The 24,278-nt window shown below is 71.9% G+C and carries 17 protein-coding genes; 6 read left to right on the top strand and 11 right to left on the bottom strand.

Features of this window, described 5'->3' with window-relative positions; translation table 11 throughout:
• Positions 1 to 98: 98 nt before the first annotated feature.
• The 5 genes from ACZ7J0_RS32865 to ACZ7J0_RS32845 form a co-directional block, all read right to left on the bottom strand.
• Entirely contained in the window at positions 99 to 1,403 is a 1,305-nt protein-coding gene (locus ACZ7J0_RS32865) for a M50 family metallopeptidase (RefSeq protein ID WP_470893587.1), read from the bottom strand.
• On the bottom strand, positions 1,400 to 2,656 hold the full coding sequence (gene dxr, locus ACZ7J0_RS32860) for a 1-deoxy-D-xylulose-5-phosphate reductoisomerase (RefSeq protein WP_470893585.1): 1,257 nt from the start codon (positions 2,654 to 2,656) through the stop codon (positions 1,400 to 1,402). Before dxr ends, ACZ7J0_RS32865 begins: the two co-directional genes overlap by 4 nt.
• 91 nt (positions 2,657 to 2,747) lie before the next feature.
• Positions 2,748 to 3,497, bottom strand: coding sequence for a hypothetical protein (locus ACZ7J0_RS32855; RefSeq protein ID WP_470893584.1), 750 nt, complete (start codon positions 3,495 to 3,497; stop codon positions 2,748 to 2,750).
• 49 nt (positions 3,498 to 3,546) lie between these two features.
• Positions 3,547 to 4,791, bottom strand: a complete 1,245-nt coding sequence (aroA, locus tag ACZ7J0_RS32850) for a 3-phosphoshikimate 1-carboxyvinyltransferase (protein ID WP_470893582.1) — start codon at positions 4,789 to 4,791, stop codon at positions 3,547 to 3,549.
• Positions 4,792 to 4,943: 152 nt separating this feature from the next.
• Complete coding sequence (locus ACZ7J0_RS32845; RefSeq protein WP_470893581.1) at positions 4,944 to 6,950, bottom strand: acyl-CoA dehydrogenase family protein; 2,007 nt, start codon at positions 6,948 to 6,950, stop codon at positions 4,944 to 4,946.
• 298 nt (positions 6,951 to 7,248) lie between these two features.
• On the opposite strand from ACZ7J0_RS32845, the gene ACZ7J0_RS32840 reads away from it, so the two are divergent.
• The gene (locus tag ACZ7J0_RS32840; protein WP_470893579.1) at positions 7,249 to 8,424 is read left to right on the top strand and encodes a UDP-N-acetylglucosamine--N-acetylmuramyl-(pentapeptide) pyrophosphoryl-undecaprenol N-acetylglucosamine transferase; all 1,176 of its coding nucleotides are present in this window, start codon (positions 7,249 to 7,251) and stop codon (positions 8,422 to 8,424) included.
• A gap of 221 nt (positions 8,425 to 8,645) precedes the next feature.
• On the opposite strand, the gene ACZ7J0_RS32835 is transcribed toward ACZ7J0_RS32840, so the two are convergent.
• Both ACZ7J0_RS32835 and ACZ7J0_RS32830 read right to left on the bottom strand, forming a co-directional pair.
• Positions 8,646 to 10,091: an aldehyde dehydrogenase family protein gene (locus ACZ7J0_RS32835; RefSeq protein WP_470893577.1), complete on the bottom strand. Its 1,446-nt coding sequence runs from the start codon at positions 10,089 to 10,091 to the stop codon at positions 8,646 to 8,648.
• Between the two features lie 127 nt (positions 10,092 to 10,218).
• A complete protein-coding gene (locus ACZ7J0_RS32830) occupies positions 10,219 to 11,175 on the bottom strand; it encodes an EamA family transporter (RefSeq protein WP_470893575.1) in 957 nt (318 codons plus the stop codon).
• 302 nt (positions 11,176 to 11,477) lie between these two features.
• Between ACZ7J0_RS32830 and ACZ7J0_RS32825 the strand changes: the two genes are divergently transcribed.
• From ACZ7J0_RS32825 to ACZ7J0_RS32815, 3 genes are all read left to right on the top strand, one after another.
• Positions 11,478 to 11,903: a helix-turn-helix domain-containing protein gene (locus ACZ7J0_RS32825; RefSeq protein WP_470893574.1), complete on the top strand. Its 426-nt coding sequence runs from the start codon at positions 11,478 to 11,480 to the stop codon at positions 11,901 to 11,903.
• Between the two features lie 5 nt (positions 11,904 to 11,908).
• Positions 11,909 to 12,325, top strand: coding sequence for a VOC family protein (locus tag ACZ7J0_RS32820; RefSeq protein ID WP_470893572.1), 417 nt, complete (start codon positions 11,909 to 11,911; stop codon positions 12,323 to 12,325).
• 144 nt (positions 12,326 to 12,469) lie between these two features.
• The gene (locus tag ACZ7J0_RS32815; protein ID WP_470893570.1) at positions 12,470 to 14,881 is read left to right on the top strand and encodes an ATP-binding cassette domain-containing protein; all 2,412 of its coding nucleotides are present in this window, start codon (positions 12,470 to 12,472) and stop codon (positions 14,879 to 14,881) included.
• A gap of 524 nt (positions 14,882 to 15,405) precedes the next feature.
• Here the strand turns inward: ACZ7J0_RS32815 and ACZ7J0_RS32810 are convergent.
• On the bottom strand, positions 15,406 to 16,968 hold the full coding sequence (locus ACZ7J0_RS32810; RefSeq protein WP_470893568.1) for a PucR family transcriptional regulator: 1,563 nt from the start codon (positions 16,966 to 16,968) through the stop codon (positions 15,406 to 15,408).
• Between the two features lie 96 nt (positions 16,969 to 17,064).
• Positions 17,065 to 19,155 carry a type IV secretory system conjugative DNA transfer family protein gene (locus tag ACZ7J0_RS32805; protein WP_470893566.1) on the bottom strand — a complete coding sequence of 697 codons (2,091 nt, stop codon included), beginning with the start codon at positions 19,153 to 19,155 and terminating at the stop codon, positions 17,065 to 17,067.
• A gap of 305 nt (positions 19,156 to 19,460) precedes the next feature.
• On the opposite strand from ACZ7J0_RS32805, the gene gabT reads away from it, so the two are divergent.
• Both gabT and ACZ7J0_RS32795 read left to right on the top strand, forming a co-directional pair.
• Positions 19,461 to 20,804, top strand: a complete 1,344-nt coding sequence (gabT, locus tag ACZ7J0_RS32800) for a 4-aminobutyrate--2-oxoglutarate transaminase (protein WP_470893564.1) — start codon at positions 19,461 to 19,463, stop codon at positions 20,802 to 20,804.
• An 88-nt stretch (positions 20,805 to 20,892) separates the two neighbouring features.
• Positions 20,893 to 21,681: a phosphatase PAP2 family protein gene (locus tag ACZ7J0_RS32795; protein ID WP_470893562.1), complete on the top strand. Its 789-nt coding sequence runs from the start codon at positions 20,893 to 20,895 to the stop codon at positions 21,679 to 21,681.
• Here the strand turns inward: ACZ7J0_RS32795 and ACZ7J0_RS32790 are convergent.
• Both ACZ7J0_RS32790 and ACZ7J0_RS32785 read right to left on the bottom strand, forming a co-directional pair.
• Positions 21,632 to 23,476, bottom strand: coding sequence for a chitinase (locus ACZ7J0_RS32790; RefSeq protein WP_470893660.1), 1,845 nt, complete (start codon positions 23,474 to 23,476; stop codon positions 21,632 to 21,634). The genes ACZ7J0_RS32795 and ACZ7J0_RS32790 overlap by 50 nt on opposite strands.
• A gap of 37 nt (positions 23,477 to 23,513) precedes the next feature.
• Positions 23,514 to 23,984 carry a bifunctional DNA primase/polymerase gene (locus ACZ7J0_RS32785; protein WP_470893560.1) on the bottom strand — a complete coding sequence of 157 codons (471 nt, stop codon included), beginning with the start codon at positions 23,982 to 23,984 and terminating at the stop codon, positions 23,514 to 23,516.
• Positions 23,985 to 24,278 lie beyond the last annotated feature (294 nt).

Raw genomic sequence — 24,278 nt, 5'->3', positions numbered from 1 at the left:
GGGCGGGCTCAGGTATTCGAGGTTACAGCCCCGGGGTGGAGCGGCCGGACACCCAGGGGGGTCCGGCCGCCGTGGTCACCTCGTTGCCACTCGTCCGGCTAGGAGATCTTCACCGGGTTGACGATGTCCGCCACCAGCACGAGCAGCGTGAAGCAGACGAAGACCCCGGCCACCACATAGGCCACCGGCATCAGCTTCGCCACGTCGAACGGGCCCGGGTCGGGACGCCTGAGGACCCGGGCGAGATTCCGGCGCACGGACTCCCACAGCGCTCCCGCGATGTGCCCGCCGTCCAGCGGCAGCAGCGGCAGCATGTTGAAGAGGAACAGGGAGACGTTGAACATCACCAGCAGCCCGAGGAACCAGGAGAGGATCCGCTCCGGCGGGGCGTCGACGTTCATCAGCTCGCCGCTGATCCGGGCGGCGCCGACGACGCCGACCGGGGAGTCGGCCTTGCGCTCGCCGTCGCTGAAGGCCGCGTTCCACAGGTCCGGGATCTTGCTGGGCAGCGCGATGACCGACTCCACGCCCGTCTGCATCAGGTCGCCCATGCGGTCCACGGACTGCCCGAAGGTGAGCGGGAGCACCTCGGGCTTCGCGGCGAAGCCCAGGTAGCCGGCGTCGACGTACTGCAGGGGCCGGACGACCTGTCCGTTCTCGTCCTTCTTCAGCACCTGGTTCCGCGCGAGGGTCGGATGCAGGTCCAGCTCCTTGCCGCCGCGCTCGACGGTGATGGTGGCCGGTCCGATCGTCTCGCGGATGTGGTCCGAGAGGGTGTTCCAGTCGTCGACGCGCTTCCCGTTGAAGGCGACGATCTTGTCGCCCTCGCGCAGGCCGGCGGCGAAGGCGGGCGAGACCGGGTCCTTCTTGTCGCAGGTCTCGCGCTTCTCGCTCTGGTCGATGACGCACTTCTGGACGCCGGCGACCTTGGTCGTGTTGGTCTCGTAGCCGAAGTACATCGACGTGCCGAAGAACAGCGCAGCGGCCAGGACCAGGTTCATGAACGGGCCGGCGAACATCACGATGACGCGCTTCCACGGCTTGCGCGTGTAGAACAGCCGCGTCTCGTCGCCGGACTCGATCTCCTCGAAGGAGGCCTCGCGGGCGTCTTCTATCATGCTGCGCCACGGCGAGGTGGACCGTGCCTCGATGCGCCCGTCCGGGCCCGGCGGGAACATCCCGATCATGCGGATGTAGCCGCCTGCCGGGATCGCCTTGATTCCGTACTCCGTCTCGCCCTTGCGCCGCGACCAGATGGTCGGCCCGAAGCCGACCATGTACTGCGGCACACGGATGCCGAAGAGCTTGGCCGTGGAGAGGTGGCCGAGCTCGTGCCAGGCGATGGAGACGAGCAGCCCCACGGCGAACAGCGCTATGCCGAGGACCGTCAACAGAATCGTCATGCGTGCGCCTCCGCCGTTGTCTTCGCTGCCAGTTCACGGGCCCGGGCGCGTGCCCAGGTCTCCGCTTCCAGGACGTCCGCCACCGTGAGTGAGGTTCCCTGTCCGGGCACTCCGTGTTCGGTGACGACCGCAGTGACCGTATCCATGATTCCGTTGAACGGCAGCCGGCCGTCGAGGAAAGCGGTCACGCATTCCTCGTTCGCGGCGTTGAACACCGCCGGCGCGGTGCCGCCCAGCTCGCCGACGTGACGGGCGAGTGCCACGGACGGGAACGCCTCGTTGTCCAGCGGGAAGAACTCCCAGGTGGAGGCCTTGGACCAGTCGAAGGCCGGGGCCGCGTCCGGGACGCGCTCGGGCCATCCGATGCCGAGGGCGATGGGGCCGCGCATGTCGGGCGGGGTGGCCTGGGCGAGCGTGGAGCCGTCGATGAACTCCACCATCGAGTGCACGTACGACTGGGGGTGGACGACGACCTCGATGCGGTCGAAGGGGATGTCGTAGAGCAGATGGGCCTCGATCACCTCCAGGCCCTTGTTGACCAGCGTGGCGCTGTTCACCGTGATGACCGGGCCCATGGCCCAGGTGGGGTGCGCCAGGGCGTCCTCGCGGGTGACGCCGGACAGCTCGGCCCGCGTACGGCCGCGGAAGGGGCCGCCGGACGCGGTGACGACCAGCTTGCGGACCTCGGCGCGGGTACCGGCGGCGAGGGCCTGGAACAGCGCGGCGTGCTCGGAGTCGACGGGGATGATCTGGCCGGGCTTGGCCAGCTCCTTCACCAGCGGGCCGCCGACGATCAGCGACTCCTTGTTGGCGAGGGCGAGCGTACGGCCCGCCTCCAGGGCGGCGAGGGTGGGCGCGAGGCCGATGGAGCCGGTGATGCCGTTGAGTACGGTGTGGCAGTCGGACGCGGCGAGCTCGGTGGCCGCGCCGGGCCCCGCCAGCACCTCGGGCAGCGGCTCGGAGCCGTACTGCTCCTGCAGGGCCTCGCGGAGCGCGGGCACCATGTCCTCGCGGGCCACCGCGACCGTACGGACCCGGAGCCGGCGCGCCTGCTCGGCGAGCAGCGCGACCCGGCCGCCGGCGGCGGACAGGGCCGTGACGCGGAAGCGGTCCGGGTTGCGCAGGACCAGGTCGATCGCCTGGGTGCCGATGGACCCGGTGGAGCCGAGGACGACGATGTCCCGGCGGCTCGCGCCCTCATCGGGGGCGAAGACGATACGTGGGTCGGCGAGGGGTGATGGGCTGTCGCTCATGCCCCCCATTCTTGCGTGATTGCCGGCGCGTCCGGACAGCGCTCCCCGGGATCACCCGCGGGGACGGCCGCGGGGGTGGTCCCGGAGGGCGTCAGGCGCCGTTCCCGGTGGCGTCCTGGAACTTCTTCCACTGGGCGGTGATGATCTCGGCCGGTACTCCGCCGACGTCCTTGGTGTCGGTGATCTCGGCGCGGAAGGCGAGGGTCGAGGACCCGGAGCGGACGACCGTGAGGTACTCGTACAGCTTCTCCACGCCCTTCACGTCGAGGATGGTGAAGCGGTACGCCTTCGCCTCGTCGCCGATCGCCGGCGCCTTCGCGGGCTCGACCTTCAGGTACTTCGCCCTGGCGACGGCGCGCTCCTCGGTGAAGCCGCCCGCGCACGTGGTGCCGGCGGTGGCGAGGTTCTTGAGGACGGTGGCGGCGCCGTCGCCCGCGTACGAGCGCAGCTGGACGCCGACGTTGATGCCGATCATCTCGTCGGGGACGTCGATCTGGCGCTGGACCTCGGCCGCGGGGTCGGGGTCGGCGACCTCCTTGGCGAGGCTGACCAGGGGCTGGCAGACGGCGGGCGCGGCGGTGTAGCTCTCGCTGTGGGGCACTCCGAGGGCGTACTCGGAGGCGGTGTACGCGCCGACCTTCTCCCCGTCGGCGAAGGCGGCGGCCTTCAGCTGCGCCTCGGTCAGGGGCGCCGGGCCACCGCCGGGGGCCGGGGTGCTCGCGGAGGGCTTGGGGTCGGCCTTGCCTCCGGGCTCCTTGTCCTCGCCGGAGCATCCGGCGGCGCCCACGAGCACCGTGCCGACGAGCGCGACGGCGGCCGTGCGCCGAAGCCCTGCGAACATCGCTTCCCCCTGTGTGGTGTTGATCGTGATCGAGGCTCGATTATGGCGCTCAGGCGGCGCCGTGACGAAACTCCTCGAACACATGATGGAAGTCGGGGAACGTCTTCCGTACGCAGCCGGGGTCGTCGAAGGTGATGCCGGGGGCGCGCAGAGACGTCACCGCGAAGGACATCACGATGCGGTGGTCGCCGTGGGTGGCGATCTCCGCGGCGCGGGGCGTGCCGGGGTGGATCTCGATCCAGTCCGGGCCGGTGTCCACCGTGACGCCGAGCCGTCGGAGGTTCTCGGCGCAGGCGTCGAGACGGTCGCACTCCTTGACGCGCGTGTTGGCGACGTCCTCGATGCGCACCGGGCCGTCGGCGAAGGGCGCGAGGGCCGCGAGGGTCGGCATCGTGTCGGAGATGTCGCGCATGTTCACGGTCAGGCCGCGCAGCCCTCCGGTGCCCCGGACGGTCGTCCCGGCCGGGGTGACGTCGACATCGGCGCCCATCCGGCGCAGGACGTCCACGAAGGCGAGATCGCCCTGGAGCGCGCCGGTGCCGAGGCCGGGGACGGTGACCTCACGGCCGGTGAGGGCCGCCGCCGCGAAGAAGTAGCTCGACGTCGACGCGTCGGGCTCGACGGCGTAGGTGGTGGCCGTGTAGCCGCCGGGCGGGACGGAGTAGATCGCGCCCCGGGCCGTCGCCTCCCGGGTCACCTCCACGCCGAAGGAGCGCATCATCGCGCGGGTGATCTCCACGTACGGCTCCGACACCAGATCGGTGACCGTGATCCGCAGGCCCTCGGCGGTGAGCGGGCCGAGCATCAGCAGCGCGGTGAGGTACTGGGAGGACTGACCGGCGTCCAGGGTGAGCGCGCCGCCCTTGATGCCGTGCGCCTCGATGGTGAGCGGGTGGTGGCCCTCGGCCTCCTCGTGGCGCAGGTCCACGCCGAGGGTGCGCAGCGCCTCTGTCAGCGGCGCGAGCGGACGGCGGCGCATCTGGGGCGACGCGTCGAAGCGGAAGGCGCCGTGGCCGGCGGCGGCGAGGGTGGGCAGGAACCGGGCCGTCGTGGCGCCGTCGCGGCAGTACACGTCGGCGATCCCCTCGGCCGGCCCGGCCGGGCGCCCTTCGATCCGCCAGCCGTCCGCGCCGCGCTCGACGCGGTATCCGAGCCGGCTGAGCCCCTCGGCGAAGCCCTCCGTGTCGTCGGAGACGAGGGGCCGCTGGAGGGTGGTCGTGCCGTGCGCGGCGGCGGCGAGGAAGAGGGCGCGGGCGGTGACGGACTTGGAGCCGGGGATGTGGAGGAGGGTCACGCAGGCATGGTGCCGTGCGGGGCGAAGCCATGACGCGGCCGTCCGGACGGTGGACGGGCGGGGGAGGTTGTCGGGTCCGTCCGTTCCGCCCCGTACAGGGCGGAACGGACGGGCACCGGTCCTGCCGGCGTGTGCCGGTGCTCCGCCGGACGTCAGTCGATCTTGCGGTGGACGTTCTCGTGGGTCGCCGGGCCCGGGGTCGCGTCCGCGATCCACGGGCCGTCGCCGCTCGGGTCGACGATGCCCTCTTCCAGCCAGGTGTACGTACCGGCCAGGACCCCGTCCACCACCTTGCGGTCGAGGTCGTCCGTGTTGGCCCAGAGGCGGCCGAAGAGCTCCTCGACCCGCAGCCGGGACTGGCGGCAGAAGGCGTCCGCCAGCTGGTGGGCCTCGCGGCCGTGGTCCCCGTTCGCACGGAGCAGTTCCGCCCGAACGCAGGCCGCGCTCATCGCGAAGAGTTCCGCGCCGATGTCGACGATCCGGCCGAGGAAGCCCTGCTTGGTCTCCATGCGGCCCTGCCAGCGCGACATCGCGTAGAACGTGGACCTGGCCAGCTTGCGCGAGGACCGTTCGACATAGCGCAGATGGGTGGCCAGCTCACCGAACTCCGCGTACGAGCGCGGCAGTTGACCGGGCCCGGCGACGAGCTTCGGCAGCCAGCGGGCGTAGAACCCGCCCGCCTTCGCGCCGGCCCTCGCCTTGTCGGAGAGGGTCTTGTCGGGGTCGATGATGTCGCCGGCGACCGCCAGATGCGCGTCCACGGCCTCGCGGGCGATCAGCAGATGCATGATCTCGGTGGAGCCCTCGAAGATCCGGTTGATGCGCAGATCGCGCAGCATCTGCTCGGCGGGGACCGCGCGTTCGCCGCGGGCGGCCAGGGAGTCGGCGGTCTCGAAGCCGCGCCCGCCCCGGATCTGGACCAGTTCGTCGGCCATCAGACAGCCCATCTCGGAGCCGTACAGCTTGGCCAGGGCGGCTTCGATACGGATGTCGTTGCGGTCCTCGTCGGCCATCTGGGAGGCCAGGTCCACCACGGCTTCGAGGGCGAAGGTGGTCGCGGCGATGAAGGAAATCTTGGCACCGACGGCCTCGTGGCGGGCGACCGGCTTGCCCCACTGCTCACGGACCGAGGACCATTCGCGGGCGATCTTCAGGCACCACTTGCCGGCGCCGACGCACATGGCGGGCAGGGAGAGCCGACCGGTGTTGAGCGTGGTGAGGGCGATCTTGAGGCCGGCGCCCTCGGGACCGATGCGATGGGCGGCGGGGACCCGGACCTGGTGGAAGCGGGTCACGCCGTTCTCGAGACCGCGCAGTCCCATGAAGGCGTTGCGGTGCTCCACGGTGATGCCCTCGGAGTCCGCCTCGACGACGAAGGCGGTGATGCCGCCCTTGTGGCCCTCCGAGCGCGGCACGCGGGCCATCACGACGAGGAGGTCGGCGACGACGCCGTTGGTGGTCCAGAGCTTGACGCCGTCGAGGACGTAGTCGTCGCCGTCCGGGACGGCGAGGGTCGCGAGCCGGGCCGGGTCGGAGCCGACATCGGGCTCGGTGAGCAGAAAGGCGGAGATGTCGGTACGGGCGAGGCGGGGCAGGAAGGTGTCCTTCTGCTCCTGGGTGCCGAAAATCTTCAGCGGCTGCGGTACGCCGATCGACTGATGCGCGGAGAGCAGGGCGCCCAGGGACGGGCTGGCGGAGCCCACCAGGGCCAGGGCCTTGTTGTAGTACACCTGGGTGAGGCCCAGGCCGCCGTACTTCGGGTCGATCTTCATGCCGAGGGCGCCGAGTTCCTTCAGCCCCCTGACCGTCTCGTCGGGGATGCGGGCCTCGCGCTCGATGCGCGCGCCGTCGATCTCGTTCTCGCAGAACACCCTCAGCCTGGCGAGGAACTCCTCGCCGCGGCGCGCGTCCTCGCCGGAGGGCATCGGATGGGGATGGATGAGGTCCAGGCGAAAGCGGCCGAGGAACAGCTCCTTGGCGAAGCTGGGCTTGCGCCAGTCCTGCTCGCGGGCGGCCTCGGCGACCCGCCGGGCCTCGCGTTCGGTGACCTTGGGCGCGCCCGGAACGGCCGCGTGGGAGGGGGACGGGACGGCCTGCAGGGCGTCCGCTTCGGGGGCGTCGGCCTTGGGCGGGTCGTGCGGAGTGGATGGGGCGGACATGAGGGCTCACCTCGCCGCGAGTCGGGGGACCGGACGGTTGTGTACCGAGCGGTGCTACTCGTCCGTACTACCCGATACCAGCGCGTACGGAAAGACGGCCGGAGCCCCCGCACAGATCCTCACAGCGCCTCTGACCTGCGATCTTTCTCTCACCTGCGCGAACGCCCGGTGGCTTCAGCCCACATCTTCACTCATCTGCCTTAATCTCCGCGCATCCTCGATCACCCGTGTCCCGTTGGGAACACGGGTGAGACCGGAACATGAACCGGATGGGGGTGTGGCCAGTAGGGTGCGCCGAGTGAATAGTGCTTCTCGCCTCCCGGCCAGCTTCCGCCTGATCGTCACGGGGGGAGGAACCGGGGGGCACACCTATCCCGCATTGACCGCGATCCGCGCGCTCCAGCATCGGCTGGCGGCGGACGGCAGGGCGGTCGAGGTCCTGTGGATCGGCACGGCGGACGGCTTGGAGGCTCGGGTGGCACCAGCCGAAGGCATCGCCTTCACGACCGTGGCCACGGGCAAGATTCGCCGCTCCAGCAACCCGCTCAAGATGGTGAGCCCGGCGAACATGAAGGACATGGCGCGCGTGCCGCTCGGCGTGGCGCAGGCACGGAAGATCGTCGCCGACTTCCGGCCGGATGTAGTGCTCGCCACGGGCGGATACGTGGCTGTCCCCGCCGGCCTGGCCGCCCGCATGTGCCGCCGCCCGCTGGTCCTCCACGAGCAGACCGTGCGGCTGGGACTGGCCAACCGGAAGCTCGCGAGCTCGGCGACGAGGATCGCGGTGTCGTCGGAGTCGTCGCTGACGCTTCTGCCGGAGTCGGTTCGGGGCGCTGCGGTCGTCACCGGCAATCCGATCCGCCCCGAGGTGCTGACCGGGCACGCCGACAACGCGGTGGAGGCTCTGGCCCTGCATGGCTTCGACCGGCGTCTGCCGACCGTGTACGTCACCGGCGGTGCGCAGGGCTCTCAGCAGATCAACGACGTCGTACGGGACGCACTGCCGTGGCTGTTGGAGCGGGCGAACGTGATTCACCAGTGCGGGCCGGCCAACGTCGAAGGCCTGCGGCAGCGCGCGGCGGCTCTGCCTGTGGAGGTGTCGGGCCGGTACTACCTGGCCGGGTTCGTCGGCACGGAGCTCCCCGACGTGCTGGCGCTGGCGGACGTCGTGATCTCCCGGAGCGGCGCCGGGACGCTCGCCGAGCTGACCGCGCTGGGCAAGCCCGCGGTGTTCGTACCGCTCGCTTCCTCGGCCGGGAACGAGCAGGCGCACAACGCGCGGCACCTGGAGGACGCCGGGGCCGCCATTGCGCTGCTCGGTGAGGTGACGGCGGGGAGCCTGCGGGACGCGGTGGGCCCGCTCCTCATCGATCCCGCACGGCGGGAGGCGATGGCGCAGCGGGCCCGGGCGCACGGAAGGCCGGACGCGGCGAACAGGCTCGTGGACGTCATCCTGTCCGCCGCGTCCGGCTGACTGGCGCGGGTTCTACGGAAGGTGCCGGGCGGCGCCGGCCTCGACGAGGGTGACGACGTCGGCGAACGCGGCGGCGTCCTTGCCCCACGGGTCGGGGACGTGCGCCACGGGAACCAGCCAAGATCCGACTGTTTCCGCAGGTCAGAGGGGGTAGAAAGGGGGACGGCCGGAGCCCCCGCACAGTGGGCTCCGGCCGTCGGTCTCGGGTACCGCGGGCGGTACTAGAGCGCCAGTCCGGTGAGGACCAGCACGCGCTCGTAGGTGTAGTCGTCCATGGCGTAGCGGACGCCCTCGCGGCCGACGCCGGACTGCTTGGCTCCGCCGTACGGCATCTGGTCGGCGCGGTAGGACGGGACGTCGCCGACGATCACTCCGCCGACCTCCAGCGCGCGGTGGGCGCGGAAGGCGGTCTGCAGGTCGTGGGTGAAGACACCGGCCTGGAGGCCGTACTTGGAGTCGTTGACCGCGGCGAACGCCTCGGCCTCGCCGTCGACCTTCCTGACGGTCAGGACCGGTCCGAAGACCTCCTCGCAGGCGAGGGTGACATCGGCGGGGACGTCGGCCAGCACGGTCGGCGCGTAGCTGGCGCCCTCGCGCTTGCCGCCGGCGAGCAGGCTCGCGCCGGCGGCGACGGCCTCGTCGACCCAGGCCTCGACGCGCTTGGCCGCGTCCTCGTTGACGAGCGGGCCGACGTCGGTGGCGGAGTCGGACGGGTCACCGGTGACCTGTGCTTCGACGGCCGCGACGATCCTGGGGAGCAGGCGGTCGTAGACGGAGGCGTCGGCGATCACGCGCTGCACGGAGATGCAGGACTGCCCGCCCTGGTAGTTGGAGAAGGTGGCGATACGGGTCGCCGCCCAGTCCAGGTCCGCCTCGCTCGCCCAGTCGGCGAGGACGACGGCCGCGGCGTTGCCGCCGAGTTCCAGGGTGCAGTGCTTGCGCGGCACCGAGTCCTGGATGGCGAAGCCGACCTTGTCGGAGCCGGTGAAGGAGATGACCGGGAGGCGCTCGTCCTGGACGAGGGCGGGCATCCGCTCGTTCGGGACGGTGAGGACCGACCAGGAACCGGCGGGCAGGTCGGTCTCGGCCAGCAGCTCGCCCAGGACGAGGGCGGAGATCGGCGTGGCGGGGGCCGGCTTGAGGATGATCGGGGCGCCGACGGCGATGGCCGGGGCGACCTTGTGGGCGCTCAGGTTCAGCGGGAAGTTGAACGGCGCGATGCCGAGGACGACACCCTTGGGCATCCGGCGGGTGAGCGCGAGCCGGCCGGTGCCGCCCGCGTCGGTGTCGAGGCGCTGAGCCTCGCCACCGTTGAAGCGGCGGGCCTCCTCGGCCGCGAAGCGGAAAACGGAGACGGCACGGCCGACCTCACCGCGCGCCCACTTGATCGGCTTGCCGTTCTCGGCGGAGATCAGCTCGGCGATCTCCTCGGTGCGCTCGACGAGCCGCTTCGACACGTGGTCGAGGGCGGCGGCGCGGACGTGGGCGGGGGTCGCGGCGAACTCGTCCACGACGGCGTGGGCGGCGGCCACGGCCTCTTCGACCTGAGCCTCGGAGGGCACGCTGACCTTGCCGACGAGACGGCCGTCCCAGGGGGAGGTGACGTCGAAGGTGCTCTCGCCGGTCGCCTCGCGGCCGGCGAGCCAGAAGCCGTGGGTGACAGTCATCGCGTGTCCCGGCCCTTTCCGCAGTGGTGGGGTTCTTCCTCTCACACGGTAGGGCCGAGGGGCCGGACCGTCGTTTGTCCGTGATGGAGAAGTCCGGGGCCGCGCCCCTCCGCTTTGGCGGATGCGCTCAGCGCCGGCGCTCGGTGGAGACGATGAGACAGACGCCGGCGACGACCACGGCGCCGCCGATCGCGATGGGCCAGGTAAGTGCCTCGTCGAGGACGAGGGCGCCCAGGAGGACGGCGACGACCGGGTTGACGTAGGCGTAGGTGGCGACCAGGGAGAGCGGGGCGGTCTGCAGTAGCCAGGCGTACGCGGTGAAGGCGAGGAGCGACCCGAAGAGCACCAGATAGGCGAGGGCGGTCCAGGAACGGGCGGAGAAGGCGGTGACGTCGAGGCCGTGCTGCTCGCCGCGCAGGAACCCGACGGCGAGGCAGCCGAGGCCGCCGGCGACCATCTCGTAGGCGCTGGCGGAGAAGGGGTTCTTCGGCATCGGGACCCTGGACGGGGCGAAGGAGCCGACGGACCACAGGACGGTCGCCACGATCACGGTGAGGACGCCGCTGAGCCGCACGTCGCCACTGAGCCCCGGCAGGGTCAGCACGCCGAGTCCGGCGAGCCCGAGGAGCACCCCGCAGACGGCCCCCAGCCCGGGCCGCTCCCCGAACCCGGTCCGCAGCAGTACGACCCAGGCGGGCACGACGGCGATGAGCAGCGCGGCCAGCCCGGAGGGCACGGAGGTCTCGGCGAGCACGACGAGCCCGTTTCCGCCGAGAAGGAGCAGCAGCCCGACGACCGAGGTGGAGAGCAGCTGGGCGCGGGTCACCTTGAGCACCGCGACCCCGTGCCGCCATGCGAGCAGCCCGGCGAGCAGCAGGCCGGCGACGACGAAGCGGGCGCCGGCGGAGAGGAAGGGCGGCATGGTCTCGACGACGACGCGGATGCCGAGGTAGGTGGATCCCCAGACGATGTAGACGATGAGCAGGGCGGCCCAGACGGCACCGGATATCCGGCGGGGGCCGGGGGCGTGGGGGACGGAGTCCCGCAGGGTGTCGGATGCGGGATCGACGGCGCGCCTTGTCATGCCCAGGAGATTAGGCAGAGCGGAGCCTCATCGCCAACAATTTTGCCCGAGTTCGGGCACAGGGGCGGGGGTTGGGGTGCGCGGCCGGGGGCCCGGGGCGGGGGCCGGCTCGCCGCCGGCCTCCGGCAGCAGTCCACGGATCGCGTTCCGCGGCGCCCGGGCGTCGGCGCTATGTGGTGTCGAGCGCCCGGGTGCCGGCGCTCTGTGCTGTCGGGCAGTCGGGCATCGGCGCTCTGCGCTGTCGGGCGGCCGGGCCTCGTGATCGCCGACGCCGGCGCCGGGCGCTGTGGGATGGTGGTCGGGTGACGTTGGAGGACCTGGTCCGGCTGCGCCGGGCACGTGACCTGATGGATCGCGACTACGCGAAGCCGCTCGACGTTCCGGCGCTGGCGCGGACCGCTCTCATGTCGCCGGGCCACTTCTCCCGCAGCTTCCGTGCCGCCTTCGGGGAGACGCCGTACAGCTATCTGATGACGCGCCGGATCGAGCGGGCCAAGGCGCTGCTGCGGCGGGGCGACCTGTCGGTGACGGAGGTCTGCTTCGCGGTCGGCTCCACATCGCTGGGGTCGTTCAGCTCGCGGTTCACCGAACTGGTCGGCGAGAGCCCGAGCGCGTACCGGGCCCGCGGCCATGACGAGGGGGCGGCCGTCCCGGCCTGCGTCGCCAAGGTTCACACGCGACCGGTCAGGAATGGAGAAGCCAAACCGGCGCCCCCGACCGTAGCGTGAAACGCATGGACATCAAGCTCTCACAGTGCTTCATCGCCGTTGACGACCATGACAAGGCACTCGTCTTCTACCGCGACGTGCTCGGTCTCGACGTGCGCAACGACGTCGGCTTCGAGGGGATGCGCTGGGTGACCGTCGGCTCGCCCTCACAGCCGGACGTGGAGATCGTGCTCGAGCCGCCGCTCGCGGACCCGAACGCCTCGGCCGCCGACAAGGAAGCCATGGCGGAACTGCTGGCGAAGGGGCTGCTGCGCGGCGTCATCTTCAGGACCGACGACTGCGACGCCACCTTCGAGCGCATCCGCGCCGCCGGTGGCGAGGTCCTGCAGGAGCCGATCGACCAGCCGTACGGCGTCCGCGACTGCGCCTTCCGCGACCCCTCCGGCAACATGCTGCGCTTCAGCCAGCCCCGCAGTCGGTGAGCTCGGGTCCCGCCGGCCGGGCGCTGCCCCGCCGGTGAACCCGCCCCGCGCGCGACGCGAGTGAACGAGATGCCCGGCCGCGAGCTGATGCGCGACGCCGACGCCAGGCCGCGAACGCGGTCCCACCTCACAGATGGAGACACGATGAGCAAGGCCGCGAGGACGGACCGGCAGTCGCCCGAGCCGCAGGGTGCCGACAGCCACGATCTGATCCGCGTGCACGGGGCGCGCGTGAACAACCTCAAGGACGTGAAGGTCGAGATCCCGAAGCGCCGGCTGACGGTGTTCACCGGCGTCTCCGGCTCGGGCAAGAGCTCGCTGGTGTTCGGCACGATCGCCGCGGAGTCGCAGCGGCTGATCAACGAGACCTACAGCGCGTTCGTGCAGGGCTTCATGCCGACGCTGGCGCGGCCCGAGGTCGACGTACTGGAAGGGCTGACGACCGCGATCATCGTCGACCAGCAGCGGATGGGCGCCGACCCGCGCTCCACGGTCGGCACCGTCACCGACGCCCACGCGATGCTGCGCATCCTCTTCAGCCGGCTGGGCGAGCCGCACATCGGCTCGCCCCAGGCGTTCTCCTTCAACGTCGCCTCGGTCCAGGCGAGCGGTGCGTTCAAGGTCGACCGCGGGGCCGACAAGACCAAGACCGTCAAGCGGACCTTCACCCGCACCGGCGGCATGTGTACGCGCTGCGAAGGCCGGGGCACGGTCTCGGACATCGATCTCTCCCAGCTCTACGACGACTCCAAGTCGCTCGCCGAGGGCGCGTTCACCATCCCCGGCTGGAAGTCGGACAGCTTCTGGACCGTGCGGGTCTACGCCGAGTCGGGCCTCCTCGACCCGGACAAGCCGATCCGCGAGTACACCAAGAGGGAGATGCAGGACTTCCTCTACCGGGAGCCGACCAAGGTGAAGGTCGAGGGCGTGAACCTCACCTATGAGGGGCTGATCCCCAAGATCCAGAAGTCCTTCCTGTCCAAGGACCGGGCGGCGATGCAGCCGCACATCCGTGAGTTCGTGGACCGGGCGGTCACCTTCACCACCTGCCCGGAGTGCGAGGGCACCCGGCTCAGCGAGGCCGCCCGCTCGTCACGGATCGGCAGGATCAACATCGCCGACGCGTGCGCGATGCAGATCAGCGACCTGGCGGAGTGGGTCCGCGGCCTCGACGAGCCGTCCGTGGCACCGCTGCTCGGCGCGCTGCGGCAGACGCTCGACTCGTTCGTGGAGATCGGCCTCGGCTATCTCTCCCTCGACCGGCCGTCGGGCACGCTGTCGGGCGGCGAGGCGCAGCGCGTCAAGATGATCCGCCACCTCGGTTCCTCGCTCACCGACGTCACCTACGTCTTCGACGAGCCCACCATCGGGCTGCACCCCCATGACATCCAGCGGATGAACGACCTGCTGCTGAGGCTGCGGGACAAGGGCAACACCGTGCTCGTCGTGGAGCACAAGCCGGAGACGATCGCGATCGCCGACCATGTCGTCGACCTCGGCCCCGGCGCCGGTACGGCCGGCGGCACCGTCTGCTTCGAGGGCACCGTCGAGGGGCTGCGGACCGGCGGCACCGTCACCGGCCGGCATTTCGACGACCGGGCAGCCGTCAAGGAGACGGTGCGCGAGTCCACCGGCACGCTGGAGATCCGCGGCGCGACCACGCACAACCTGCGCGACGTCGACGTCGACATCCCGCTCGGAGTGCTCGTCGTCGTCACCGGCGTCGCCGGCTCCGGCAAGAGCTCGCTCGTGCACGGATCGCTGGTCAACGGTTCAGGGGCCGCCGGCGCGGAGGTGGTGTCGGTCGACCAGGGCGCGATCCGTGGCTCGCGGCGGAGCAACCCGGCGACGTACACCGGGCTGCTCGACCCGATCCGCAAGGCGTTCGCCAAGGCCAACGGCGTGAAGCCGGCGCTGTTCAGCGCCAACTCGGAGGGCGCCTGCCCCACCTGCAACGGCGCCGGAGTCATCTACACCGACCTGGCGATGATGGCGGGCGTGGCCACCACCTGCGAGGAGTGCGAGGGGAAGCGGTTCGAGGCCTCGGTACTCGACCATCACCTCGGCGGCCGCGACATCAGCGAGGTGCTCGCGATGTCGGTGACCGAGGCCGAGGAGTTCTTCGGCGCCGGCGAGGCGCGTACGCCCGCGGCCCACCGCATCCTCGGCCGGCTCGCCGACGTCGGGCTCGGCTACCTCACCCTCGGCCAGCCGCTGACCACGCTGTCCGGCGGGGAGCGGCAGCGGCTCAAGCTGGCCACGCACATGGCCGAGAAGGGCGGCGTCTACGTCCTGGACGAGCCGACCGCGGGTCTGCACCTCGCGGACGTGGAGCAATTGCTCGGCCTGCTCGACCGGCTCGTCGAGTCCGGCAAGTCGGTCATCGTCGTCGAGCACCACCAGGCGGTCATGGCCCACGCCGATTGGATCATCGACCTCGGCCCGGGCGCCGGCCACGACGGCGGCCGAGTCGTCTTCCAAGGCACACCCTCCGACCTCGTCGCCGCCCGCTCCACGCTGACGGGCGAGCACCTCGCGGCGTACGTGGGGAGCTGACCGCAGAGGACAGCGACGAGCGGGCGCGGGCTGCGGTGGCATGTGTGGGGGGGCGGATCGGCCGCACGCCCGCTCACGCGAGCCGAGGACCCTGCGGCCCGGCTGGGCTTCCGCCCCGCCCGCCGGGCATGTGCGGGGGGCGGATCGGCCGCACGCCCGCTCACGCGAGCCGAGGGCTCCACGGCCCGGCAGGGCTTCCCCCACCCGCCGGGCGTGTGCGGGGCCTCGCCCGCGGGCCGAGGGCCCCACGGCCCGCCTGGGCTCCCGCCCCGCCTGCCGGGCATCTGCCGGGCGCGGATCGGCCGCACGCACGCCCGCGGGCCGAGGCCCACGGGCCGCCTGGGCTTCCGCCCCGCCCGCCGGGCACAGCCCGCCGGGGCGCCCGGGCACGGTCGCGTGTCCGGGAACGTACGGAGAGGGCCGCGGGGACGTCCCGCGCGTCGCTCCCGAGCCAGGCACGCCGGGCGGCCCGTACCGACGACCGGTCGTCGACGAGAGGCTGTTCACCGCCTACGACCACCTCCTTACTCCCGCTCCCGCCCCTCCCCCGTCGCCTTCAGTGCCAGCCACAGCTCCATCCGGACGTCCGGGTCGTCCAGGGAGCGGCCCAGGATCTCCTCCACCCGGCGCATGCGGTAGCGCAGTGTGTGGCGGTGGACGCCGAGGTCGGCGGCCGCCGCGTCCCACTGGCCGTGGCGGGAGAGCCAGGCGCGCAGGGAGGCGACCAGGTCGCCGCGGCCCGTGGCGTCGTGTTCGTGGAGGGCGCGGAGCATCCCGTCCGCGAAGGCGCGGACCGCGTCGTCGGCGAGGAGGGGGAGGACCGAGCCGGCGGCCAGTTCCTCGTGCTCGACCAGGGCGCGGCCCCTGCGGCGGGCCACCGAGAGCGACTGTTCGGCCTGCTTGTACGCGGCCGCCGTCGCGATGGGGCCGGCCGGGGCGGAGAGGCCGATCACCACGCCCGCCTCCTCCGCCTCCTGCTCGGCGTAGGCGTCGCACGCGGTGACCACAGCGCCCCCGTCGCCCGCGAGGACGACCAGGCGTTCGTCGCCCTCCGGCACGGCCAGTACCGCTTCCCCAGCGCGCGCCGCCGCCGTCTCCAGGGACTCGGCCAGCGTCGGCAGGGGCGCCTCGGCCGACGGGTCCCGTTCGCCGGCGGCCTCGGCGATCAGCAGCCGGAACGGCGCGTCGAGCAGCTCGCCGTAGAGGTCGCCCGCCACCGCCCGGGCGTGGTCCGGCTGGCCGGAGAGCATCATCCGCAGGACCGCCGCGCCGAGCCGCTGTTCGGCCGCCTGCAGGGAGCGGGAGCGTTCCGTGGTGAGCGTGAGCAGCGCGATCGCGGAGTGCACGGCGTACCGCTCGGCCGTGCCCAGCGGCGCGCCGGTGCCGACCGCGAGGGCGCCGCGCACCCGCCGCCCCGTGCCCAGGGACTGCAGCTCGACCCGGTCCTCCGTGCCGCCGACGACCGCGCTGGCCGGGGCGGGCCGCTCGCGCAGCCGTTCCACGTCACTGGTGAGCCGGGCCGCCCGCCGCGCCGCCCATTCCGGTGACGCCGCGAGGACCGCGCCGGAGGTGTCGTACAGCGCCGCCCAGCCGTCGACGTGCGCGGCCAGCCGGGCGACCACCGCGTCCGGTCCCTCCGCCAGCGCCGCCCGGGTCATTTCGCGCTGGGCCTCGAACCCGGCGGTCACTGCCCGGTACTGGTCGGCGGCGATCGCCGCCGACACGGCCTTGCTGATCGCCAGGAACGGTGTGCGCCGGGGCACCTCGAGCAGCGGCATGTCCTGCTCGCGCGCCGCGTCGACGAGCGCCTGCGGGATCGCGTCGTAGTTGACGCCGATGGCGAAGCCGAGGCCGACGACCCCGGCGCCGGCGAGCCGCCGGACGTAGCGGCGCATCGCCTCGGGGTCCTCGGCATGGAGCTTCATGGCGGTGACGAGGAGGAGCTCGCCGCCCTCCATGTACGGGGTGGGGTCCTCGAGCTCGCTCACATGCGCCCAGCGGACGGCGGTGCCGAGGCGGTCCTCACCCGCGCGCACGGTGAGTTTGAGCGCGGAGTGCTGGACGAGCGAGGCGAGCGTGGGCGGCATGGCACCGTCGGACCTTTGGCTGGGGATTTCGCCGTCCCGTATGAACGGCGTACCCCGATTCTGCCAGGGCGTACGGGTCGGTGGCGCGGCAGGCGCTCAGCCCCGCAGGTCCACCAGCAGCGGCGGGGTGTGCTCGCCCCGGACGTTCGTCAGCGACAGCACGGCGTGACCGGCGGGGACGTGGTGGGCCAGGTCGGAGGCCGACCAGCGCTGGCGCTCCACCTCCCGGACGGTGACCGCCTCCGCGGTCGCCGCCTTGCCGGTGACCAGGCGCCGCATGAAGTGCAGCGCCTTGGTGAGGGGCTCGTCGGAGATGATCTGCCGGTTGGTGACGTCCCGGGTCTGCACCCACTCGGTCCCCCAGGTCTCGGCGAACCTGCCGCCGTCCCACGGGGCGAGCCCGGCGAACGCCATCCGGCAGCCGACCGCGCCGAGCAGCGGCCCCCGCAGCGCCTCCGGTACGTCCTCCAGGCTGCGCAGGGCGAGGACGACCCCGGCGTGGACGGAGCGCAGACGCTGGAGGGCGCGTACGGAGTCGGCGGTGACGGTGTACGTCGCGTCGTCCAGGACCAGACAGGCGAAGAGGGAGCGGTCGCCGCGGGTGAGGGCGGCCTCGGCGAACTGCGCGAGGAGGAGGCGGGAGACGATCCGGGACGCCTCGGCGTGACCGCGCTCGGGCAGGTCGATCCGGACCCGCAGCGGGTGGGCGATGGTGCGCAGCGAGAACTGGCCCTCGGGGGCGTCCGTGCGGAAGAACCGGGCGAAGGCGGGCCGGTCCAGGAAGGCGATGCGCTCGGCGAGCAGTACCCCAATGTCGTCGCCGCGGTCCGACTGCCGTGCGCGGGCGTCGAGTTCGCGCAGCTGGGCGGGGTCGTCGGCGACGGCGGCGCGGAGCTGGGCGAGGGCGTCGGGCGACCCGCCGAGCAGCTCCCGCAGCTCGGGCACGGCCGGGAAGCGGCCGTGGGCGGCGCGGTGGGGGCCGATGAGCTGGGCGAGCGCGGTGGCGGCCCGGCGGCTGTCGGTGACGAGATCGCCCACGAGCGCCTCGGCGAGGATCCGGGCGGCCTCGTCGGGGTCGTCGGCGCCGCCGTACAGATCGAGGTCGTGGGTGGAGTCGGCGCGGCCGACGGACACGACCACGTCGAAGGCGGCGTCGGGGGCGAGGGCGGTGCCCTGGGCGGTGACGGCGATGACGGCGGCGCGGTTGGCGAGCGCCTGGAGGCAGAGCGACTCGACCACGGGCCGCACGAGCCGCACGGTCTTCCCGGACCCGGCGGGCCCGACGGCGAGCAGCGAGGTCCCGAGCAGAGAGGGCTCGAGGGCGACGCCGGTGGTGCGGCGGGCGTAGGGGTTGCGTTCGCCTGCGGCAGCGGTCCCGATCTTCACTTGGTGGACGACCAGGTCGTGGCGGGCCGTACGGACGGGCAGATCCCGTTCACCCGAGGGGTGAGCGAACGCTGCTGCGCCATGGCGCAGGGCCGCGTCGACGAACGCGCCCAGTCGGGAGGGGTTCGCTTGCACCGAGTGCCACGCACGACGGATCCGTGCGAAGTCGACATCGTTCATCCGGCCGGAGCGCGCTTCCTTGGCCAGCCGGTCGGCGACGGCCAGCTGACCCGCCGCACGCAGTTCCGGCCACTCCGCGCGGTCGGTGGCCGAGCCGGCCTGGACGGAAGGCTCCGCCCGGGGTGGCTTGTGGCCCGGACGGCCGTAGCCGATCAAGGGCAGCAGGTACCTGCGACCCACATCCACCCATCGGCCGAGGCGACCGAAGAAAACGAGAAGCCCGACGACCATCAGCACATCGACAATCCCGCCGATGATGCCCTTGCCGACGGCGCTGTCGGTCAGCATGACCAGCGCGCCCGTCCAGAAGTGCGGGTCCAGCCAGTACGGGATGTAGTAGTTGACGTAGAGCGACCAGATCAGCCACGCGGCGAGAAAGGAGATCAGCGCACCGCTCAGCAGCTGCCGCCCGGGCACTTGTTCGGGCTCCTCCACCGGTCGCGGCACATACCCCTGGCGCCAGGTGCCCGGCTCCGCCTCCGGCCGGGAGATGCGCAGCCAGTCCACGAGCGAAGCCCCGTGCGAAGGGGCCGGCGCATGGGTGGGCACAGGTGGCGCCGCAGGGCGCGGCACGGGATTGGCGCGCGTGCTGTGCGATTCGTACATGCCGTCGGTGTCCATGAACCCCTGCCCCCTGACCTGCCGGGTCGCGCGTCTGTGCCTCGGTCAATCTAGTGCGGTTCCGCGCGCGTGGGCCCTATTTGGCGGCGTCGCGGTCAGGTCCGTCCCGGCTGCCGCCGCCGACTGCCGCGCCCGCGCCACGCCGCTCCACGCCCGCGCGGGCCCCGCTCCCCACCCCCTCTATGTCCGCCGCGGACAACGACACACCCGCACCACTCCCGAACGGAGCATGCCCACCCCCCACCGGCGGACCTAACCTGCGAAAAGAATCCCTGAAAGCGTCCGGAAACACCCCAGGAGCCCTCATGAGCGCAATTCCGCAGGAGCGCCGCGTCGTCACCGCCATTCCCGGCCCGAAGTCGCAGGAGCTTCAGGCCCGTCGTCTGTCCACGGTCGCGGGCGGCGTCGGCTCCGTGCTCCCCGTCTTCACGGCGCGCGCCGGCGGCGGCGTCATCGAGGACGTGGACGGCAACCGCCTCATCGACTTCGGCTCCGGCATCGCCGTGACCTCCGTGGGCGCCTCGGCCGAGGCCGTCGTGCGCCGGGCCTCCGCCCAGCTGCAGGACTTCACCCACACCTGTTTCATGGTCACGCCGTACGAGGGCTACGTCGAGGTCTGTGAGGCGCTCGCCGAGCTGACCCCGGGCGACCACGCCAAGAAGTCCGCGCTGTTCAACTCGGGCGCCGAGGCCGTGGAGAACGCGGTCAAGATCGCCCGTTCGTACACCAAGCGCCAGGCCGTCGTCGTCTTCGACCACGGCTACCACGGCCGTACGAACCTCACGATGGCTCTGACCTCGAAGAACATGCCGTACAAGCAGGGCTTCGGGCCGTTCGCGCCCGAGGTCTACCGCGTCCCGGTGGCGTACGGCTACCGCTGGCCCACCGGCGCCGACAACTGCGGCCCCGAGGCCGCCGCGCAGGCGATCGACAACATCACCAAGCAGATCGGCGCCGAGAACGTCGCCGCGATCATCATCGAGCCGGTCCTCGGCGAGGGCGGCTTCATCGAGCCGGCCAAGGGCTTCCTGCCGGCGATCGTGAAGTTCGCCAACGACAACGGCATCGTCTTCGTCGCGGACGAGATCCAGTCCGGCTTCTGCCGCACCGGCCAGTGGTTCGCGTGCGAGGACGAGGGCATCGTCCCGGACCTGATCACCACCGCCAAGGGCATCGCGGGCGGTCTGCCGCTCGCCGCCGTGACCGGCCGCGCCGAGATCATGGACTCCGTGCACGGTGGCGGCCTGGGCGGCACCTACGGCGGCAACCCGGTGGCGTGCGCCGGTGCCCTCGGCTCCATCGAGACGATGCGGGAGCTCGACCTCAACGGCAAGGCCAAGCGTATCGAGGAGGTCATGAAGGGCCGCCTCACGGAGATGCAGAAGAACCTGCCGAACGGCTCGATCATCGGTGACATCCGCGGCCGCGGCGCCATGATCGCGATCGAGCTGGTGAAGGACCCGGCGACCAAGGAGCCGAACCCGGAGGCCGCCGGCGCGCTGGCGAAGGCCTGCCACGCCGAGGGCGTGCTGGTCCTGACCTGTGGCACCTACGGCAACGTGCTGCGCTTCCTGCCGCCGCTGGTCATCGGCGAGGACCTGCTGAACGAGGGCCTGGACGTCATCGAGAGCGCGTTCGCCACGATCTGACGCCCTGTGTGAAGAAGCTGTGGGGGGCCGATGGCGGGATGGAGATCCGGCTGTCGGTCCCCCTTTCTCTGCCGTACGGTTTTCGCAGATGAGAGAAACACCCCGCTCGCAGGAGACTGCGGGCGAACCCAGGCCGGAGCATCCCCAGCCCCGTCCTGACCGTGCCCTCGCGCACACCACCGGGGCCCTGGGCTCCGGAACTCCTCACCGATCGGATGGCCGCCCGCCCCACACCCCCCGGGGCGCGCGGCAAACCGGTCAAGCCGGCCGTCCCGGAACCTCCCCCCCTGTTCCGGGACGGCCGGCTTACTTCCCGGTCCTTCTCGGTCTCTGTGCCGTCCTCTTCGCGCTCACGACCTGGCAGGTCGTCGCCGAGGGACCTCTCGCCCGGCTGGACGAACGCCTCGGTCACGCCCTCGTCGGCCGCGTTCCGGACCGGCTCACCGAACTCGGCGCCGACCTCGGCAGTATGGCCGTCGCCCTTCCCGTGCTGGCGGCCGCTCTCGGCTACGCGGTGTGGCGCGGGCGCCGTCTCCAGGCGCTGTACGCGGCCCTCGCGATGGCTCTCGTCCCGGCTCTGGTCGTCCCACTCAAGCTGCTGACCGACCGGACGGGCCCGCTCACGGCCGAGACCGGCTACTACCCGTCGGGCCACACGGCCACCGCGATGGTGGCGTACGTCGGCGCGGCGCTCCTGGTCGACAGACGCCTGATGCCCGTCGCCGCGTTCCTGACGGCGGCGACGGGCATCGGCCTGGTTCTGCGCGGCTACCACTGGCCGCTGGACGTGCTGGGGAGCCTGCTCCTGTTCGGGGCGGTGCTGCTGGTCAGCTCCAGGGGTATGCGTCGAAGTTCCTGGAGAACTCCCAGGCGTTGAACCGGTCCCAGTTGATGGACCAGGTCATCAGTCCGCGCAGCCCGGGCCAGGTGCCGTGCGTCCGGTACGAGCCGCAGTTCGTCCCCCTCGTCAGGCAGTCCAGCGCCTTGGTGACCTCGGCCGGGGCCGTGTGCCCGTTGCCCGCCTGGGTCGAGGCCGGCAGGCCGATCGCCACCTGGTCGGGGCGCAGGGCGGGGAAGACCCTGTCGGTGTTGCCGGCGACGGGGAAGCCGGTGAGCAGCATGTCCGTCATGGCGATGTGGAAGTCGGCGCCGCCCATGGAGTGGTACTGGTCGTCCAGTCCCATGATCGGGCCGGAGTTGTAGTCCTGGACGTGCAGCAGGGTGAGGTCGTCGCGCAGGGCGTGGATGACCGGGAGGTAGGCGCCGGCGCGCGGGTCCTGACCGCCCCAGGGGCCCGAGCCGTAGTACTGGTGGCCGAGCTGGACGAAGAAGGTCTCGGGGGCCATGGTCAGCACGAAGCCGGGGCCGTATCTGGCCTTGAGGGTCTTCACTGCCGAGATCAGGTTGACGATCACGGGGCTGGTGGGGCTGCGGAAGTCCGTGTCACCTGTGTTCAGGGACAGGGAGTGGCCCTCGAAGTCGATGTCGAGGCCGTCGAGACCGTACTCGTCGATGATCTTCGCGACGGATGAGACGAAGGTGTCGCGGGCGGTCGTGCCGGCGAGCTGGACCTGGCCGTTCTGGCCGCCGATGGAGATAAGGACCTTCTTGCCGGCGGCCTGCTTGGCCTTGATGGCGGCCTTGAAGTCGGCGGCGGACTCGACGCCCGGGCATTCGGTGGCGGGGCAGAGGCGGAAGCGGATGTCCCCGGAGGTCACCGAGGTGGGCTCGCCGAAGGCGAGGTTGATGACGTCCCAGGAGTCGGGGACGTCGGCCATCCGGGTGTAGCCGGAGCCGTTGGCGAAGCTCGCGTGCAGATAGCCGACGAGCGCGTGGGCGGGCAGGCCCGGCGTCGGGGTGCCGCCGCTCTTGGTCGTGGCCGTGACGGCGGCGGACTTCGGGGATTCGCCGGCGCTGTTGGTGGCGGTGACCTGGAAGACGTACGAGGTCGCGGGGGTCAGTCCGGTGACGGTCGCCGAAGTCCCGGTCACGTTCAGGGCCTTGGCGCCGCCCTGGTGGACGGTGTAGCCGGTGGCGCCGGGGACGGCCGACCAGGAGAGCGGGACGGACGTGGAGGTGGGAGTGCCCGCGGTCAGTCCGGTGGGGGCGGCCGGTATCCCGACCGGGTCGCCCCCGGGGCCCACCAGGGTGAGGTCGTCGGCGTGATAGGCCGAGGTGCCGTACCAGCCATGGGTGTAGATCGTCACCGTGGTCGTCGCGGCGCCCGTGGTGAAGGTGGTCGTCAGCCGCTGCCAGTCGGGGGCGGACTGGGTCCAGGTGGAGACGTCGGTGGTGCCGGTGCCGGAGGCTCCGAGGTACACATAGTCGCCACGCACCCAACCGCTCAGTTGATAGGCCGAGTTGGGCTTCACGGTGACGGTCTGGGAGCACTTGGCGTTGTCGCTGCCCGCCGGGGTCGCCCGGAGCGCCTTGGTCCCGCCGTGCACCGGCGTGGAGACGACGGCACCACTGCCCGCCGTACAACTCCAGCCGTCCAGGCCGGATTCGAAGCCGCCGTTGCGGGCCAGGTCGGTGTCGGCGGCGTGCGCGCCCTGGGTCGAGGCGACGAGTCCGCCCGCGGCGAGGACGGCCGCCACGGCGACGGCGAGAGGTCTGGTGCGGTCCACAACTGCCTCCGGGAGTGGGGGAATCGGGGGAGCGCGGCACAGCATGGTCCAGACCAATCAGGTGGTCAATACCTCTGGTGGTTCACCTGCCTCCCTCGCCCCTTTCCTGGCGGGCCAGTTGGCCCGCGGCCTCGTGCATCGCGAGCTCCAGCAGCGCGGCGTCGGTAAGGGTCCCGGTGCCGTCCGGCGGCACCAGCCAGCGCACTCCGCCGGTGGCCCGGCCGGGGTAGGGGACGACGATCCAGGTCCCCCGGCCGGCGCTGCGCACGCCGGTGCCGAGCCAGCGCGCGGCCGTGCCCGGGGGGACGAAGAAGCCCGTGCGGGCGTCGCCGAGGTCGGCGAGGACGGGGCCCGGCCGGTCGACGAGCCGTGCCAGCACGTCGAGCGTCGGACAGCCGAGCTCGCCCGGCAGGATGAGCACGTCCCAGCGCCGGCCGGCGGGCAGCAGCGCCACCCCGAGGGGGTTGCGCTCCCATTCCCACCGGCAGGCGTCGGGATCCGGCGCCGCCGAGACGAGCCATTCCACTGCGGTCTTGGCCCCCGAACCAGTCATTGCCAACGGCCTCCATTCCATGTGCGGACGGATGCGTCCACACGGAGAGAGCGGGGTCGGCGTCGATCATTACGCGGGTTGGGGCCACGCGTTGGGGGTGAACCGGGTCACATCAAGATCAGCGGGTGTACGCCCCCGGCGCACACCCGGCTCGACGGGCTGGGCCTCATGGGCCGGCCCGCGGCACGATCCGGAGGACACGACCTAGCTGTATTGACCCGGAGGGTTGTTGACGCGGTTGATGGGTGGGTGTCCGTCGAGTGCGGTGTGGCTGCGGTGGTGGTTGTAGGTGTG

It is taken from the genome of Streptomyces sp. NPDC038280 (assembly GCF_055600045.1).
Note: the sequence above shows the minus strand (reverse complement) of the source record. Positions and strands in the feature narration are given on the sequence as shown.

What these genes read in the sequence shown, in the direction of transcription:
- ACZ7J0_RS32865 (WP_470893587.1), bottom strand. Translation starts at nt 1,403, where the DNA reads ATGACGATTCTGTTGACGGTCCTCGGCATAGCGCTGTTCGCCGTGGGG.
- dxr (WP_470893585.1), bottom strand. Translation starts at nt 2,656, where the DNA reads ATGAGCGACAGCCCATCACCCCTCGCCGACCCACGTATCGTCTTCGCC.
- ACZ7J0_RS32855 (WP_470893584.1), bottom strand. Translation starts at nt 3,497, where the DNA reads ATGTTCGCAGGGCTTCGGCGCACGGCCGCCGTCGCGCTCGTCGGCACG.
- ACZ7J0_RS32845 (WP_470893581.1), bottom strand. Translation starts at nt 6,950, where the DNA reads ATGTCCGCCCCATCCACTCCGCACGACCCGCCCAAGGCCGACGCCCCC.
- ACZ7J0_RS32835 (WP_470893577.1), bottom strand. Translation starts at nt 10,091, where the DNA reads ATGACTGTCACCCACGGCTTCTGGCTCGCCGGCCGCGAGGCGACCGGC.
- ACZ7J0_RS32830 (WP_470893575.1), bottom strand. Translation starts at nt 11,175, where the DNA reads ATGACAAGGCGCGCCGTCGATCCCGCATCCGACACCCTGCGGGACTCC.
- ACZ7J0_RS32820 (WP_470893572.1), top strand. Translation starts at nt 11,909, where the DNA reads ATGGACATCAAGCTCTCACAGTGCTTCATCGCCGTTGACGACCATGAC.
- ACZ7J0_RS32815 (WP_470893570.1), top strand. Translation starts at nt 12,470, where the DNA reads ATGAGCAAGGCCGCGAGGACGGACCGGCAGTCGCCCGAGCCGCAGGGT.
- ACZ7J0_RS32810 (WP_470893568.1), bottom strand. Translation starts at nt 16,968, where the DNA reads ATGCCGCCCACGCTCGCCTCGCTCGTCCAGCACTCCGCGCTCAAACTC.
- ACZ7J0_RS32805 (WP_470893566.1), bottom strand. Translation starts at nt 19,155, where the DNA reads ATGGACACCGACGGCATGTACGAATCGCACAGCACGCGCGCCAATCCC.
- gabT (WP_470893564.1), top strand. Translation starts at nt 19,461, where the DNA reads ATGAGCGCAATTCCGCAGGAGCGCCGCGTCGTCACCGCCATTCCCGGC.
- ACZ7J0_RS32795 (WP_470893562.1), top strand. Translation starts at nt 20,893, where the DNA reads ATGAGAGAAACACCCCGCTCGCAGGAGACTGCGGGCGAACCCAGGCCG.
- ACZ7J0_RS32790 (WP_470893660.1), bottom strand. Translation starts at nt 23,476, where the DNA reads ATGCTGTGCCGCGCTCCCCCGATTCCCCCACTCCCGGAGGCAGTTGTG.
- ACZ7J0_RS32785 (WP_470893560.1), bottom strand. Translation starts at nt 23,984, where the DNA reads ATGACTGGTTCGGGGGCCAAGACCGCAGTGGAATGGCTCGTCTCGGCG.